The organism is Deinococcus sp. NW-56 (assembly GCF_002953415.1).
Lineage (GTDB): Bacteria > Deinococcota > Deinococci > Deinococcales > Deinococcaceae > Deinococcus.
In genome coordinates this window covers 2,008,565-2,023,341 of the sequence record NZ_CP026516.1, presented here as the reverse complement: position 1 = coordinate 2,023,341, position 14,777 = coordinate 2,008,565, and the positions used below count along the sequence as shown (strand labels likewise).

The following is a 14,777-nucleotide window of genomic DNA, read 5'->3' as shown; positions in this document are numbered from 1 at the left end:
AGTCGGATAGTTCAACATTAAGCGATCCGTCACCCTGGACGTTGGCCGGATAGGTCAGACGCGGATGGTGACGCGGGCGGAGTCGTCCTCCAGATGCACCGTGTCGATAAAGCGCACCACGCGGGTGGCGTAGCCCATGACCAGCGTGTGGGTGCGGGCGCCGCCGCCGAAACGCCGCACCCCGCTCAGGAGTTCGCCGTAGGTGATGCCGGTCGCCGAAAAGACGATCTGTCCCCCCGGCGCGAGTTCATCGGTGCGGTAGACCTTCTTCTCGTCCACGCCCATCTGGGCGAACCGCTCGCGCATGGCGTCGTCTTCCGCGATGAAGCGGCCCTGGATTTCCGCACCCAGGCACTTCATCGCCGCCGCCGAGAGCACGCCTTCAGGAGCGCCACCCGACCCCATCAGCGCGTGGACCCCGGTGCCGCGCACACCCACGGCGAGGCTGGCAACCACGTCCCCGTCCCCGATCAGCTTCACGCGGGCGCCCGCCGCCCGGACCTTGCGGATCAGGTCGGCGTGCCGCTCACGGTCGAGGATCGTGACGAGCAGGTCCTCCACGTCGCGTTCCAGGCTCTGCGCGAGCACGGCAAGGTTGGCCTCCACCGGCCAGTCGAGGTGGACCCGGCCAGCAGCGGGGGGCGGCACGACCAGCTTGTCCATGTAGCAGTCGGGCGCGTGCATCAGGCCGCCCCGCTCGGAGAGGGCGATTACGGCCAGGCCGTTGGGCAGGCCCTTGGCGGTCACCGAGGTGCCCTCGACCGGGTCCACCGCGATGTCGACCTCATGCTGCCCGCGCCCCAGCTCCTCGCCGATGTAGAGCATCGGGGCCTCGTCCATCTCGCCTTCCCCGATCACCACCCGGCCCCGGATGTCCAGCGAGTTCAGCAGTTCGCGCATGGCCTCGGTGCCTGCGCCGTCCACCGCGTTCTTGTCGCCCATGCCGACCCAGCGGCTGGCGGCCAGCGCCGCGCCTTCGGTCACCCGCGCGGTTTCCAGCACCAGCGCATGCTCAAAACTGTTCGCCCGGCCCGGCCCCGGCTGGGTGCCCGCCTGCCCCTTCTGCTTGCCCGTCATGGCTGGAAGCTAACACGCCCGCACCGAAAACCCGCGTTGGGAGCGGTTCCAACCATCTCGGCGGCTCAGCGCAGGACGCCCAGCCACACCAGCAGCAGCCACAGCACCACCGGGACTGCCAGCGACAGGACGATCAGCTTGAGCAGTCGCCACCAGTCGTTCAGGAACTCGCGCATGGGCCGAGGGTAGCAGGGGAGGGAGGCGGGCCTCTGCGCCAAGATTCACCCTGTTCCGGCTCAGGCTCCGGCGGGGACCGGGTGCTTACACTGCGGAACATGACCCTCCACGACCTCGCCGGGCAGCCCGCGCCGCCTTCACTGCTCACCAACATCCCGCGCCTGGTGGCCCACTACTACGAGACGCGGCCCGACCCACAGAACGTGGCCCAGCGCGTCGCCTTCGGCACCAGCGGGCACCGGGGCACGTCCCTGAACGGCTCGTTCAACGAAGCGCACATCCTCGCCGTCTCGCAGGCCGTCGCGGAACACCGGGCGGCGGCGGGCATCACCGGGCCGCTGTACCTGGGGCTGGACACCCACGCCCTCAGCGAACCCGCGTGGATGACGGCCCTGCAAGTGCTCGTCGCCAACGGGGTGCGCGTGCGTGCCCAGCCGGGCTTCTTCACGCCCACGCCCCTGATCAGTCACGCGATCCTGAACCACAACCGCGCCGGGCAGGCTGGGACCGCCGACGGCATCGTCATCACGCCCAGCCACAACCCTCCGCAGGACGGCGGCTTCAAGTACAACCCGCCCTCGGGTGGCCCTGCGGATACCGACGTGACGAAGGGGGTGCAGGCACGGGCCAATGCGCTGCTGGAGGACGGCCTGCGGGACGTGCGGCGCGTGAGCCTTGACGACGCCCTCACCGCGCTGGAGCCGTTCGACTTCGTGGCCCCCTACGTGGCCCAACTCGGAGAGGTGGTGGACCTCGCCGCCATCCGCGAGAGCGGCGTGCGGCTGGGCGTCGATCCGCTGGGCGGCGCCAGCCTGCCTGTGTGGGAGGCGATCCGGGACGCGCACGGGCTGAACCTCACCCTCGTCAATGAGACGGTGGACCCCCGTTTCGCCTTCATGCCGGTGGACCGCGACGGCAAGATCCGGATGGACTGCTCCAGCCCCTACGCGATGGCCGGGCTGCTGCGGCTCAAGGACGACTTTGACGTGGCTGTGGGTAACGATCCCGACGCCGACCGCCACGGCATCGTGACCCCCGACGGGCTGATGAACCCCAACCACTACCTCGCCGTGATGATCGACTATCTCTTCCAGAACCGCCCCGGCTGGAGCGCGGACGCGGGCGTGGGCAAGACGCTGGTGTCGAGCGCCTTGATCGACCGGGTCGCGGCGGGCGTGGGACGGCGGCTGGTCGAGGTTCCGGTGGGCTTCAAGTACTTCGTGGACGGCCTGCTGACCGGTTCTCTCGGCTTCGGGGGAGAGGAGAGCGCGGGCGCGAGCTTCCTGCGGCTGAACGGCGGCGCGTGGAGCACCGACAAGGATGGAATCATCCCCGGCCTCCTCGCCGCCGAGATCACGGCGAAGACCGGGCAGACGCCCTCGCAGCGCTTCGCGGCCCTGACCGAGCAGTACGGTGAAACCGCCTACGACCGTCAGGACGCCCCCGCCAACGCCGCCCAGAAGAAGGTGCTGTCCAACCTCAGTCCCGAGCAGGTGACGGCTTCCACGCTGGCGGGCGACCCCATCACCGCCAAGCTCACCCGCGCTCCCGGCAACGGCGAACCCATCGGCGGCCTGAAGGTGACGACCGACCGCGCCTGGTTCGCCGCCCGGCCCAGCGGCACCGAGGACGTGTACAAGATTTACGCCGAGAGCTTCGGCGGCGAGGAGCATCTGCGGCAGGTGATGGCCGAGGCCCGCGAGGTCGTGGCCGCCGCCTTCCGCGCCGGGGGGGCCGAATGAGCCTCACGGAAGGCCACACCGTCATCACCCGTGAGGAGATCACCGGGGTCGAGTTCGACTGGTTCGCCGCCGACGAGGGTGGCCGCATCGGGCAGTTCATGGCAGCGGGCGATCCCCACGTTCCTGCCCCAGCCCTCGCCTCCGAGGAACTCCTCGAAGCCCTGCACGTCTGGGTCGACACCCGCCCCGAGCGCGAAGAAGCCAACGCGCTGGCAGGCGGCTTCGACGAGCACCTTACGCCGCCTCAGCGCCGGGGAGCGTACGTCTACGACCATGTCCCCGGCGAGCCCGGCGTCTACCGTCTGGTGGCCGCACCCCGCGAGCCGCTGCACGTCTCTGAGTTGCCGGAGCACCTCCAGACCTACCTCGCGGGCCTGACCCTGCCCGTCCCCCTAGGCACGCCCCGCCTGTGGATCGACGAGGAAGGCGGCGCGGAGGAGCGCCCGGCCGGGGGCTGAACCGGCGCGTGCGTCCCGTCCTTGCGCCCCCGCCGCGCCAGGCGGTATGCTGCTCCGGTTGACAACGGCCCGGTTCAGGGTTGCACCAGGGACGTTGTTCGGCACGCGCGGGTCTTGGGCCGATGCTGACGGCTTTCAGTGATGTCCGCGTCGATCACCTCGGCTGTTTCAGGTCAACCCGTCCCCGCTCCCGCCTTCCCGTCAGGGAGGGTGCGTGGGTGGGACCATCTGCACGACGTGCGCCACAGCACCGTGCCCAGTAAGGAGTGATTCACCCTGCCTACCACCCAGCAACTGCTCCGCAAGGGGCGCGCCACCCTGCAGAAGAAGAGCAAGGTCCCGGCCCTCAAGGGCAGCCCCTTCCGCCGCGGCGTCTGCACGGTCGTGAAGACCACCACCCCCAGGAAGCCCAACTCGGCGCTGCGCAAGATCGCCCGTGTGCGTCTCAGCAGCCAGTTCGAGGTCACGGCCTACATCCCCGGCGAAGGCCACAACCTTCAGGAGCACTCGGTCGTGCTCATCCGCGGCGGCCGTGTGAAGGACCTTCCCGGCGTGCGCTACCACATCGTGCGCGGCACCCTCGACACCCAGGGCGTCAAGGACCGCAACAAGAGCCGCTCCAAGTACGGCACCAAGAAGCCCAAGGCGGGCGCGGCGGCCGCTGGCGCGAAGAAGAAGTAAGCCCCCGGCACAGGGGCGGGCCTCCTTTCCGGAGTGCCTTCTTCCCTTCCCGTAGGCCGCAGGGCCAGTCCCCAGGTGGGCTGAGCCGTTCCCAAGTCTGAGTTTCAAGGAGTCAACATGGCACGTCGCCGCAGAGCAGAAGTGCGCCCCGTTCAGCCCGACCTGGTGTATCAGGACGTGCTGGTGAGCGCGATGATCAACCGCATCATGGAAGACGGCAAGAAGAACCTCGCTTCGCGCATCTTCTACGGAGCTTGCCGCCTGGTGCAGGAGCGCACCGGCCAGGAGCCGCTCAAGGTCTTCAAGCAGGCTTTCGACAACGTCAAGCCCCGCGTCGAAGTCCGCAGCCGCCGCGTTGGCGGCAGCACCTACCAGGTGCCCGTCGAGGTCAGCGCCCGCCGTCAGCAGAGCCTGACCCTGCGCTGGATGCTCGCCGCCGTGGACGGCCGCCCCGAGCGCACCGCCATCGAGCGCCTCGCAGGCGAGATCATGGACGCCGCGCAGGGCCGTGGCGGCGCCATCAAGAAGAAAGACGACGTGGAGCGCATGGCGGAAGCCAACCGCGCCTACGCCCATTACCGCTGGTAACACAGCACCGCTGGTAATTCACTCCGGCTGATATAGAGCGTGACCGGACAGCGGCCCCCAATGCCGTCTGTCCCGTTTCGCTGGAACGCCTGGCAGCGGACCTTACGGTGACGGCACACGTCACCACGGACAATAGGGAGTCCTATGACCACCAAAGCGCAGAGCTACCTCACGCACTTCCGCAACATCGGGATTGCCGCGCACATCGACGCGGGCAAGACCACGACCACCGAGCGCATCCTGTTCTTCACCGGGCGCAACCGCAACATCGGCGAGGTGCACGACGGCGCCGCGACGATGGACTGGATGGAGCAGGAGCGCGAGCGCGGCATCACCATCACCGCCGCCGCCACCACCGCCAAGTGGACCCGTTCGGGCACGAACGAGGAATACGTCGTCAACATCATCGACACGCCCGGCCACGTGGACTTCACCATCGAAGTAGAGCGCTCCATGCGCGTGCTCGACGGCGCGGTCGCGGTGTTCGACTCCTCGCAGGGCGTCGAGCCGCAGTCGGAGACCGTGTGGCGTCAGGCCGACCGTTACGGCGTGCCCCGCATCGCCTTCTCCAACAAGATGGACAAGACGGGCGCCTCCTTTGAACTCGTGGTGAACGACATCCGCGAGCGCCTCGGCGCGATTCCTGCCCCCATTCAGTACCCCATGGGCCAGGAAAACGAGTTCAAGGGCATCATCGACATCGTCCGGATGCAGTCGCACACCTTCACCAATGACCTCGGCACCGAAATCACCGTCGGCGACGTGCCCGAGGAGTACATGGAGAAAGTGCGCGAGATGCGCCAGCAGCTCATCGAAGCGGCCGCCGAGGTCGACGAAGACCTGATGATGATGTACCTAGAAGGCGAGGAACCCAGCGTCGAGCAGCTCGTCGCGGCGGTCCGTAAGGGCACCATCGAGAAGCGCATTTTCCCGGTGCTGTGCGGCTCCTCCCTGAAGAACAAGGGCGTGCAGCTCCTCCTCGACGCGGTGATCGACTACCTGCCCAGCCCGCTCGAAGTGCCCGCCATCAAGGGCACGGTGGAAGACAGCGAGGAAACCCGCGAATTCCCCGCCGACCCCGAAGGCAAGCTCGCCGCGCTGGCGTTCAAGATCATGGCCGACCCCTACGTGGGCCGCCTGACCTTCGTGCGTATCTACTCGGGCACCCTGCAGTCGGGCAGCTACGTGTACAACGCTTCCAAGGAGAAGCGCGAACGCGTCGGCCGCCTGCTCAAAATGCACGCCAACAGCCGTGAGGAAGTCACCGAACTCAAGGCCGGGGAACTCGGCGCCGTGATCGGCCTCAAGGACGCGGGCACCGGCAACACCCTGATCGGCGACGGCGACGAGCGCGTGCTGCTCGAGTCCATCGACGTGCCCGAGCCGGTCATCAAGCTCGCCATCGAACCCAAGACCAAGGCCGACCAGGAAAAGATGGGCATCGGTCTGCAGAAGCTCGCCGAAGAAGACCCCACCTTCAAGGTGGAGTCCGACCAGGAGAGCGGCCAGACCACCATCGCCGGGATGGGCGAGCTGCACCTCGAGATTCTGGTGGACCGCCTGAAGCGCGAGTACAAGGTCGAGGCCAACGTGGGCGCCCCGCAGGTGGCCTACCGTGAGACCATCACCAAGCAGGTCGAGGTGGACAGCAAGTTCGCCCGTCAGTCGGGTGGTCGCGGGCAGTACGGCCACGTCAAGCTGCGGGTCGAGCCGCTGGAACCCGGCGCGGGCTTCATCTTCGAGAACGCCGTCGTGGGCGGTACCGTGCCCAAGGAGTACATCGGGCCGGCCCAGAAGGGTATCGAAGAGGCCATGCAGAGCGGCCCCATGCTCGGCTTCCCCGTCGTGGACCTCAAGGTCACCCTGTATGACGGCAGCTACCACGAGGTGGACTCCAGCGAAATGGCGTTCAAGATCGCCGGCAGCATGGGCCTCAAGGAAGCCGTCCAGAAGGGCAGCCCCGCCATTCTGGAACCTGTGATGCGCGTCGAGGTGACCACCCCCGAGGAGTACATGGGCGACATCATCGGTGACCTGAACAGCCGCCGTGGTCAGATCCAGGGGATGGAAGCCCGTGGCAACGCGCAGATCGTGAAGGCCTTCGTGCCCCTCTCCGAGATGTTCGGCTACGCCACCGACATGCGCTCCAAGACCCAGGGCCGCGCCAGCTACTCGATGTTCTTCGACCACTACACCCAGGTGCCGAACAACCTCGCGCAGCAGTTGATGAAGAAGTAAGCGCTCTGGCCTGACCGGGCCAGGCGAAAAGAAGCGTCCCCACCTGGGGGCGCTTTTTCGTTGACCCCCGAGTCCAGCCGGGGCCGATGCTCTAGCCTGCCCCCATGAGTGCGCCGCTTCCTGCCCCCCCCACCCGACCGGCCCGCCTGGGCCTGCTGACCACCCCCCTCCTGATCGCCCTGATCTATAACGCCATCTCCCTGCTGACGCTGCCCTTTTCCGGGCCGACCATCCGGCAGGTCCTCGCCGACCTCTCGGCCGCGACGGGTGGACCGGCCCTTCAGATCAGCGAAGGGCAGATTCAAACGGTGCTGTGGCTCTCCTTCGCGCTGACTTCTGGGCTGGTGCTGTGGCTGCACATCACCCGGCGGGCGGTGCTGGAGGGGCGGCGCTCCGGCTGGGTCTCGAGCGTGGTGATCGCGGTCCTCAGCCTCCTGGTCATTCCGTTCGGAACGGTGCTGGGGCTGATCATGCTGGTGGGAGCCTTTGACCGGGAGGTGCGGGCCTACCTGACGCGCTAGCGGGCAAGAACCCCAGGGACTTGCAGCTCCGCGTCAGATTGGGTACCCTGACAAGTCGGTGCGGTAGGCGACGCCTGTCTCCCCCGCAACGTGCCAGCAAGGCGGGACACTGCCCTGGCGGGAATCAACCCAATGTGGGAGTGCGCCCACAGGCCCGATCAAAGGGTCACTTTGGCGTGCCCACCCACCGCTTGGAGGAAAGATCATGGCAAAAGGAACGTTTGAGCGGACCAAGCCCCACGTGAACGTGGGCACCATCGGGCACGTGGACCACGGCAAGACCACCCTGACCGCGGCCATCACCTTCACCGCCGCCGCGATGGACCCCACCATCGAAACCCTGGCCTACGACCAGATCGACAAGGCCCCCGAAGAAAAGGCCCGCGGCATCACCATCAACACCTCCCACGTCGAGTACAACACCCCCACCCGCCACTACTCGCACGTCGACTGCCCCGGCCACGCCGACTACGTCAAGAACATGATCACCGGTGCCGCTCAGATGGACGGCGCGATCCTGGTCGTCAGCTCCGCTGACGGCCCCATGCCCCAGACCCGCGAGCACATCCTGCTCGCCCGTCAGGTCGGCGTGCCCTACATCGTCGTGTTCATGAACAAGGTCGACATGGTCGACGACGAAGAACTGCTCGAACTCGTCGAGATGGAAGTGCGCGAGCTGCTCAGCAAGTACGAGTTCCCCGGCGATGACCTCCCCGTCGTCAAGGGCAGCGCCCTTCAGGCGCTGGAAGCCCTGCAGGCCAACCCCAAGACCGCCCGCGGTGAGAACCAGTGGGTCGACCGCATCTGGGAACTGCTCGACGCCATCGACTCCTACATCCCCACCCCCGAGCGCGACACCGACAAGACCTTCCTGATGCCCGTCGAAGACGTGTTCACCATCACCGGTCGCGGCACTGTGGCCACCGGCCGTGTGGAGCGCGGTGTGGTCAAGGTGCAGGACGAAGTCGAGATCATCGGTCTGCGCGACACCAAGAAGACCACCGTGACCGGCATCGAAATGCACCGCAAGCTGCTGGACTCCGGGATGGCCGGCGACAACGTGGGCGTGCTGCTGCGTGGCGTCGCTCGCGACGACGTGGAGCGTGGCCAGGTGCTGGCCAAGCCCGGGTCGATCAAGCCGCACACCAAGTTCGAGGCCAGTGTGTACGTGCTGTCCAAGGACGAGGGTGGGCGTCACAGCGCGTTCTTCGGGGCTACCGCCCGCAGTTCTACTTCCGCACGACGGACGTGACGGGCGTGGTGGAACTGGCCGAAGGGGTGGAGATGGTGATGCCCGGGGACAACGTGACCTTCACGGTGGACCTGATCAAGCCCATCGCCATGGAAGAAGGTCTGCGCTTCGCCATCCGTGAAGGCGGACGCACCGTCGGCGCCGGCGTCGTCACCAAGGTCCTGGAGTAAAGACAATGGTTGCCCCGAAGATCCGTATCAAACTGCGTGGTTTCGACCACAAGGCGCTGGACCAGTCCGCCTCCAAGATCGTGGACACGGTCCGGCGCACCGGGGCGGACGTGGCCGGTCCTGTGCCGCTGCCCACCCGCATCCGTCGCTTCACCGTGCTGCGCGGGCCGTTCAAGCACAAGGACAGCCGCGAGCACTTTGAGATCCGCACCCACAACCGTCTGGTGGACATCATGAATCCCACCAAGAAGACGATCGACAGCCTGATGACCCTCGACCTGCCGACCGGCGTGGACATCGAGATCAAGACCGTCGGGGGCCGCGCATGAAGGGCATCCTCGGCACCAAGATCGGCATGACCCAGATCTGGAAGGGCGACCGCGCCATTCCCGTGACGGTCGTGCTGGCGGGTCCGTGCCCCGTCGTGCAGCGCAAGACCGCGCAGACCGACGGCTACGAGGCCGTGCAGATCGGCTTCTCGCCCAAGAGCGAGAAGCGCGTGAACAAGCCCATCCTGGGCCACTTCCGCAAGGCAGGCGTCTCGCCCGTGCGCTTCCTGCGCGAGTTCCGTGGCTTTGCCCCCGAGGGGGACACCGTGAACGTCGACATTTTCGCCGAGGGCGAGAAGATCGACGCGACCGGCACCTCCAAGGGTAAGGGCTTCCAGGGCGTCATGAAGCGCTGGAACTTCGCGGGTGGTCCGGCGAGCCACGGCTCCAAGAAGTGGCACCGCCGCCCCGGTTCGATCGGCCAGCGCAAGACGCCGGGCCGCGTGTACAAGGGTAAGCGCATGGCCGGGCACATGGGCATGGAGCGCGTCACCGTGCAGAACCTCGAAGTGGTCGAGGTGCGGGCCGACGAGAACATCATCCTGGTCAAGGGTGCGGTTCCCGGCGCGAACGGTGGCCTCGTGGTGCTGCGCCAGGCCGCCAAGGGAGGCAAGTAAGACATGGCGCAGATCAACGTCATCGGGAGCCGGGGCGGTCGCAGCATCGACCTCGAACTTCCCGAAGTGAACCCGCACGTGCTGCACGAGGTCGTGACCTGGCAGCTCGCCGGTCGCCGCCGCGGCACCGCGAGCACCAAGACGCGGGCCGAAGTCAGCAAGACGGGCAAGAAGATGTACTCCCAGAAGGGCACCGGCAACGCGCGTCACGGCGACCGCTCCGTGCCGACCTTCGTGGGCGGCGGCGTGGCCTTCGGCCCCAAGCCCCGCTCCTACGCCTACACCCTGCCCCGCAAGGTGCGGCAGCTCGGCCTGGCGATGGCGCTGGCCGACCGCCAGAACACCGGCAGACTGGTGGCGGTGGACGGCTTCGACCTCGACGGCAAGACCAAGAGCTTTGTCGCCTGGGCCGCGCAGAATGGCCTCGACGGGTCGGAGCGCGTGCTGATCGTCACCGACGACGAGATGACCCGCCGCGCCGCCCGTAACGTCGCGTGGGCGACCGTGCTCCCCGTCGCGGGCCTGAACGTCTACGACATCCTGCGCCACGAGCGCCTCGTGATCGACGCGGTCGCGCTGGAGCCCGCTCAGGACGAGGTCATGTCTGAGGAGGCCGCGCAGTGAGCTACTACGACATCATCAAGCAGCCCGTGATCAGCGAGAAGGCGTACGCGGGCATGGAGCGCGGCGTGTACTCGTTCTGGGTCAGCCCCAAGGCCACAAAAACCGAGATCAAGGCCGCGGTGCAGCAGGCTTTCGGTGTGACCGTGGTCGGCATCAGCACCATGAACGTCGCGGGCAAGCGCAAGCGCGTGGGCCGTTTTATCGGGCACCGGGCGGACCGCAAGAAGGCCATCGTGCGGCTTGCGGACGGTCAGAAGATCGAGGCCCTCGAGGCCCTGGCCTAAGGAGTATTGAGACATGGCCGTCAAGAAGTACCGTCCGTATACCCCCAGCCGCCGTCAGATGACGACCGCGGACTTCTCGGGGCTGACCAAGAAGCGTCCCGAAAAGGCCCTCACCGAGGCCCTGCCCAAGACCGGCGGGCGCAACAACCGGGGCCGCATCACCAGCCGCTTTATCGGCGGCGGGCACAAGCGCCTCTACCGCATCATCGACTTCAAGCGCCGTGACAAGGCCGGTGTGTCCGCCCGCGTCGCTGCCATCGAGTACGATCCCAACCGCAGCGCCCGTATCGCCCTGCTGAACTACGTCGACGGCGAGAAGCGCTACGTGCTGGCGCCCGAGGGCCTGACCGTCGGCGCCACCGTGAACGCGGGTCCCGAGGCCGATCCCAAGCTCGGCAACGCGCTGCCCCTGCGCTTCGTGCCGGTGGGTGCTGTGGTGCACGCCGTCGAACTGGTGCCCGGCAAAGGTGCCCAGCTCGCCCGCTCTGCTGGCACCTCCATTCAGGTGCAGGGCAAGGAGAGCGACTACGTGCTGCTGCGCCTTCCCAGCGGTGAGATTCGCCGAGTGCACTCCGAGTGCTACGCGACTATCGGGACCGTGGGCAACGCCGAGCACAAGAACATCGTGATCGGCAAGGCGGGCCGCAGCCGCTGGCTGGGCCAGAAGCCCCACCAGCGCGGCAGCGCCATGAACCCGGTCGACCACCCCCACGGCGGTGGTGAGGGCCGCACGGGCGCCGGGCGTCAGCCGGTCAGCCCCTGGGGCCAGCCCGCCAAGGGCCTGAAGACCCGCAAGAAGCGCAAGATCAGTGACCGCTTCATCGTCACCCGCCGCGGCGGGAAGTAAGGAGGGGAGACATGCCCCGTAGCCTCAAAAAAGGGCCGTTCGTGGACGACCACCTCCTGAAGAAGGTGGACGCCCAGAACGAGCGCAAGGACAAGCGCGTCATCAAGACCTGGTCGCGCCGCTCGACCATCGTGCCCGAGATGATCGGTCACACCATCGCGGTGCACAACGGCAAGCAGCACGTGCCGGTGTTCGTCAACGAGCAGATGATCGGTCACAAGCTCGGCGAGTTCAGCCCTACCCGCACCTACCGCGGGCACGGCGCCGACAAGAACGCCAAGGGGAGCAAGAAGAAATGACCGCTCCTGACACCACCCCCACCCAGGGCTTCCGCAACAAGAAGCAGCGCAAGCAGCAGGTCAAGCTGCGCCGTCCCGGCTACGCCGTGGCGAAGTACGTGCGCATGAGCCCCCGCAAGGTGCGCCTCGTCGTGGACGTGATCCGCGGCAAGAGCGTCGCCGAGGCCGAGGACCTGCTGCGCTTTATTCCCAAGAGCGCGTCGGAGCCCGTCGCCAAGGTCCTCAAGAGCGCCAAGAGCAACGCGGTCCACAACGACGAGATGCTCGAAGACCGCCTCGTCGTGACGGCGGCCTACGTGGACGCCGGGCCGACCCTCAAGCGGCTGATTCCCCGCGCCCGTGGCAGCGCCAACATCATCAAGAAGCGCACCAGCCACATCACCATCATCGTGGGCGAGCGCGAGACGCGCCGGGGGAACAAGTAATGGGCAACAAGATCAACCCGAACGGCTTCCGCCTGGGCATCACCCGGGGCTGGAACAGCCGCTGGTACGCGGGCAAGAAGCAGTACGCCGGCCTTCTTAAGGAAGACGAGCGCATCCGCAAGATGGTGGGCAAGAAGCTCGCCGCCGCCGGCATCGCCCGCATCGAGATCGAGCGCGCGGGCCAGCAGGTCAACGTGATCATCTCGGCCGCTAAGCCCGGCATCGTGATCGGCAAGGGTGGCGAGAGCATCAAGCAGCTGCGCGGGGACATCGAGCGCCTCGTGAGCGCCGGGACCGTCGCCGTGAACGTCGCCGAGATCCCCAACCCCAACATCAGCGCCCCGCTGGTCGCCCTGCGTATTGCGGAGCAGATCGAGCGCCGCTTCGCCTTCCGCCGCGCGATGAAGCAGGCCGCGCAGCGCGTGATGGAGTCGGGCGCCCGTGGCGTGAAGATCGTGCTGTCGGGTCGCCTCGGTGGCGCCGAGCAGGCCCGCACCGAGAGCGTCCGCGAGGGCCGTGTGCCCCTGCACACCCTGCGTGCCGATATCGACTACGGCACCGCCCGTGCCGAGACCACCTACGGCTCGCTGGGCATCAAGGTGATGGTGTTCAACGGCGAAGTGATCGGCGGCAAGACCGAGACGCTGGCCCGCCCGCCCCGCCGCAACGACGAGCGCCGTCCTGAGGGTGACCGTCCCAACCGCCGCCGCCCCACCGCGCGGCGCCGTCCCGGAGGTGAGTGATGCTTCTTCCGAAGCGCACCAAGTACCGCAAGCAGTTCCGTGGCCGCATGACCGGCGACACCAAGGGCGGCGACTACGTCGCGTTCGGTGACTACGGCCTGATCGCCCTGGAACCCGCCTGGATTCGGTCGAACCAGATCGAGGCGTGCCGCATCGTGATGAGCCGTCACTTCCGCCGCGGCGGCAAGATCTACATCCGCATCTTCCCCGACAAGCCCGTCACCAAGAAGCCCGCCGAAACCCGAATGGGGAAGGGCAAGGGTGCGGTGGAGTACTGGGTCAGCGTGGTCAAGCCCGGCCGCGTGATGTTCGAGGTGTCTGGCGTGACCGAAGAGCAGGCCAAGGAAGCCTTCCGCCTGGCCGGTCACAAGCTGCCCATCCAGACCAAGATGGTCAAGCGCGAGGTCTACGATGAAGCCCAGTGAGATGCGCAACCTCTCGGACGCCGATTTCGCCCGCGAGATTGACGCCCGCAAGAAGGAACTGATGGAGCTGCGTTTCCAGGCGGCGATGGGCCAACTGGCCCAGCCGCACCGCGTGCGCCAGCTCCGGCGCGAAGTGGCGCAGCTCAACACTGTGCGCGGTGAGCAGAGCCGCGCCGAGCGCGTGGCCCAGGCCCAGAGCGCCGCAGGAGACACCCAATGAAAAAGACCTTTACGGGCGTCGTGGTGAGCGACAAGGCCGACAAGACGGTGAGCGTCAAGGTCGAGCGCCGCTTCATGCACCCGCTGTACGGCAAGATCGTGACGCGCTCCAAGAAGTACGCCGCGCACGACGAGACCAACGAGTACCGGATTGGGGACCGCGTCGAGATTCTCGCTGTGCGCCCCATCAGCAAGACCAAGACCTGGAAGGTCACCCGCCTGATCGAGCGCCCGCGCGGCATCGAGACCACGGCGGTCGAGACGGAAGGCGGTAACGCATGATCATGCCCCAGTCCCGCCTCGACGTGGCGGACAACAGCGGCGCGCGCGAACTGATGTGCATTCGCGTGCTCAACAGCGGCATCGGCGGCAAGGGCCTGACCACGGGCGGCGGCGGCAACAAGCGCTACGCCCACGTCGGCGACATCATCGTGGCGTCGGTCAAGGACGCGGCCCCGCGCGGCACCGTCAAGTCCGGTGACGTGGTGAAGGCTGTGGTCGTGCGCACCAGCCACGCGATCAAGCGTGCCGACGGCAGCACCATCCGCTTCGACAAGAACGCGGCCGTCATCATCAACAACCAGGGCGAGCCCCGCGGCACCCGCGTCTTCGGGCCGGTTGCCCGCGAACTGCGCGACCGCCGCTTCATGAAGATCGTGTCCCTGGCCCCGGAGGTGCTGTGATGCCCCGCCCCAGCGCCGGAAGCCACCACAGCGACAAGCTGCACGTGAAGAAGGGCGACACCGTCGTCGTGCTCAGCGGCAAGCACCGCGGCGCGACCGGCAAGGTGCTGCTCGCCCTGCCCCGCGAGGCCAAGGTCGTCGTCGAGGGCGTCAACCTCGTGACCAAGCACGTCAAGCCCTCGGCCACCAACCCCACGGGCGGCATCGAGCAGCGTGAAGGTGCCCTGCATGCCAGCAAGGTCGCGCTGGTTGACCCCGAGACCGGCAAGGCCACCCGCATCCGCAAGCAGATCGTGGACGGCAAGAAGGTTCGGGTCGCGGTCGCGAGCGGCAAGGTCATCGACTGACATTCAGGGCCACGCCCCCCGCGCGTGAACC

The 14,777-nt window shown here is 67.3% G+C and carries 20 protein-coding genes and 1 pseudogene; 20 read left to right on the top strand and 1 reads right to left on the bottom strand.

Annotated features, from left to right (window positions below):
* Nucleotides 1-54: 54 nt before the first annotated feature.
* Complete coding sequence (glpX, locus tag C3K08_RS10225) at nt 55-1,077, bottom strand: class II fructose-bisphosphatase (protein ID WP_104991212.1); 1,023 nt, start codon at nt 1,075-1,077, stop codon at nt 55-57.
* 275 nt (nt 1,078-1,352) lie between these two features.
* On the opposite strand from glpX, the gene pgm reads away from it, so the two are divergent.
* The 20 genes and pseudogenes from pgm (at nt 1,353) to rplX (ending at nt 14,746) form a co-directional block, all read left to right on the top strand.
* Entirely contained in the window at nt 1,353-2,996 is a 1,644-nt protein-coding gene (gene pgm, locus C3K08_RS10220) for a phosphoglucomutase (alpha-D-glucose-1,6-bisphosphate-dependent) (protein ID WP_104991211.1), read from the top strand.
* Nucleotides 2,993-3,454 carry a hypothetical protein gene (locus C3K08_RS10215; RefSeq protein ID WP_104991210.1) on the top strand — a complete coding sequence of 154 codons (462 nt, stop codon included), beginning with the start codon at nt 2,993-2,995 and terminating at the stop codon, nt 3,452-3,454. Before pgm ends, C3K08_RS10215 begins: the two co-directional genes overlap by 4 nt.
* A gap of 276 nt (nt 3,455-3,730) precedes the next feature.
* Nucleotides 3,731-4,135: a 30S ribosomal protein S12 gene (gene rpsL / locus C3K08_RS10210; RefSeq protein ID WP_104991209.1), complete on the top strand. Its 405-nt coding sequence runs from the start codon at nt 3,731-3,733 to the stop codon at nt 4,133-4,135.
* Nucleotides 4,136-4,252: 117 nt separating this feature from the next.
* Complete coding sequence (gene rpsG, locus C3K08_RS10205) at nt 4,253-4,723, top strand: 30S ribosomal protein S7 (protein WP_104991208.1); 471 nt, start codon at nt 4,253-4,255, stop codon at nt 4,721-4,723.
* Nucleotides 4,724-4,867: 144 nt separating this feature from the next.
* Nucleotides 4,868-6,961: an elongation factor G gene (gene fusA / locus C3K08_RS10200; protein WP_104991207.1), complete on the top strand. Its 2,094-nt coding sequence runs from the start codon at nt 4,868-4,870 to the stop codon at nt 6,959-6,961.
* A gap of 104 nt (nt 6,962-7,065) precedes the next feature.
* Complete coding sequence (locus C3K08_RS10195; RefSeq protein ID WP_104991206.1) at nt 7,066-7,482, top strand: hypothetical protein; 417 nt, start codon at nt 7,066-7,068, stop codon at nt 7,480-7,482.
* A gap of 205 nt (nt 7,483-7,687) precedes the next feature.
* A pseudogene (gene tuf, locus C3K08_RS10190) lies at nt 7,688-8,904 on the top strand (elongation factor Tu).
* 5 nt (nt 8,905-8,909) lie between these two features.
* Entirely contained in the window at nt 8,910-9,233 is a 324-nt protein-coding gene (rpsJ, locus tag C3K08_RS10185; RefSeq protein ID WP_019588633.1) for a 30S ribosomal protein S10, read from the top strand.
* Complete coding sequence (gene rplC / locus C3K08_RS10180) at nt 9,230-9,850, top strand: 50S ribosomal protein L3 (protein WP_104991205.1); 621 nt, start codon at nt 9,230-9,232, stop codon at nt 9,848-9,850. The genes rpsJ and rplC overlap by 4 nt, the downstream gene beginning before the upstream one ends.
* A 3-nt stretch (nt 9,851-9,853) precedes the next feature.
* On the top strand, nt 9,854-10,474 hold the full coding sequence (rplD, locus tag C3K08_RS10175) for a 50S ribosomal protein L4 (protein ID WP_104991204.1): 621 nt from the start codon (nt 9,854-9,856) through the stop codon (nt 10,472-10,474).
* Complete coding sequence (locus C3K08_RS10170) at nt 10,471-10,758, top strand: 50S ribosomal protein L23 (RefSeq protein WP_104991203.1); 288 nt, start codon at nt 10,471-10,473, stop codon at nt 10,756-10,758. Before rplD ends, C3K08_RS10170 begins: the two co-directional genes overlap by 4 nt.
* Before the next feature lie 13 nt (nt 10,759-10,771).
* Nucleotides 10,772-11,605 carry a 50S ribosomal protein L2 gene (gene rplB / locus C3K08_RS10165; RefSeq protein WP_104991202.1) on the top strand — a complete coding sequence of 278 codons (834 nt, stop codon included), beginning with the start codon at nt 10,772-10,774 and terminating at the stop codon, nt 11,603-11,605.
* A gap of 11 nt (nt 11,606-11,616) precedes the next feature.
* On the top strand, nt 11,617-11,904 hold the full coding sequence (gene rpsS / locus C3K08_RS10160) for a 30S ribosomal protein S19 (RefSeq protein ID WP_027460648.1): 288 nt from the start codon (nt 11,617-11,619) through the stop codon (nt 11,902-11,904).
* Nucleotides 11,901-12,329, top strand: a complete 429-nt coding sequence (gene rplV / locus C3K08_RS10155) for a 50S ribosomal protein L22 (RefSeq protein ID WP_104991201.1) — start codon at nt 11,901-11,903, stop codon at nt 12,327-12,329. Before rpsS ends, rplV begins: the two co-directional genes overlap by 4 nt.
* Nucleotides 12,329-13,072, top strand: a complete 744-nt coding sequence (gene rpsC / locus C3K08_RS10150; protein WP_104991200.1) for a 30S ribosomal protein S3 — start codon at nt 12,329-12,331, stop codon at nt 13,070-13,072. Before rplV ends, rpsC begins: the two co-directional genes overlap by 1 nt.
* The gene (gene rplP / locus C3K08_RS10145; protein ID WP_104991199.1) at nt 13,072-13,497 is read left to right on the top strand and encodes a 50S ribosomal protein L16; all 426 of its coding nucleotides are present in this window, start codon (nt 13,072-13,074) and stop codon (nt 13,495-13,497) included. Before rpsC ends, rplP begins: the two co-directional genes overlap by 1 nt.
* Complete coding sequence (gene rpmC, locus C3K08_RS10140) at nt 13,484-13,717, top strand: 50S ribosomal protein L29 (protein ID WP_104991198.1); 234 nt, start codon at nt 13,484-13,486, stop codon at nt 13,715-13,717. The genes rplP and rpmC overlap by 14 nt, the downstream gene beginning before the upstream one ends.
* The gene (rpsQ, locus tag C3K08_RS10135) at nt 13,714-13,998 is read left to right on the top strand and encodes a 30S ribosomal protein S17 (RefSeq protein WP_104991197.1); all 285 of its coding nucleotides are present in this window, start codon (nt 13,714-13,716) and stop codon (nt 13,996-13,998) included. Before rpmC ends, rpsQ begins: the two co-directional genes overlap by 4 nt.
* Complete coding sequence (rplN, locus tag C3K08_RS10130; RefSeq protein WP_104991196.1) at nt 13,995-14,399, top strand: 50S ribosomal protein L14; 405 nt, start codon at nt 13,995-13,997, stop codon at nt 14,397-14,399. The genes rpsQ and rplN overlap by 4 nt, the downstream gene beginning before the upstream one ends.
* Nucleotides 14,399-14,746, top strand: a complete 348-nt coding sequence (gene rplX, locus C3K08_RS10125; protein WP_104991195.1) for a 50S ribosomal protein L24 — start codon at nt 14,399-14,401, stop codon at nt 14,744-14,746. Before rplN ends, rplX begins: the two co-directional genes overlap by 1 nt.
* Nucleotides 14,747-14,777: the final 31 nt, after the last annotated feature.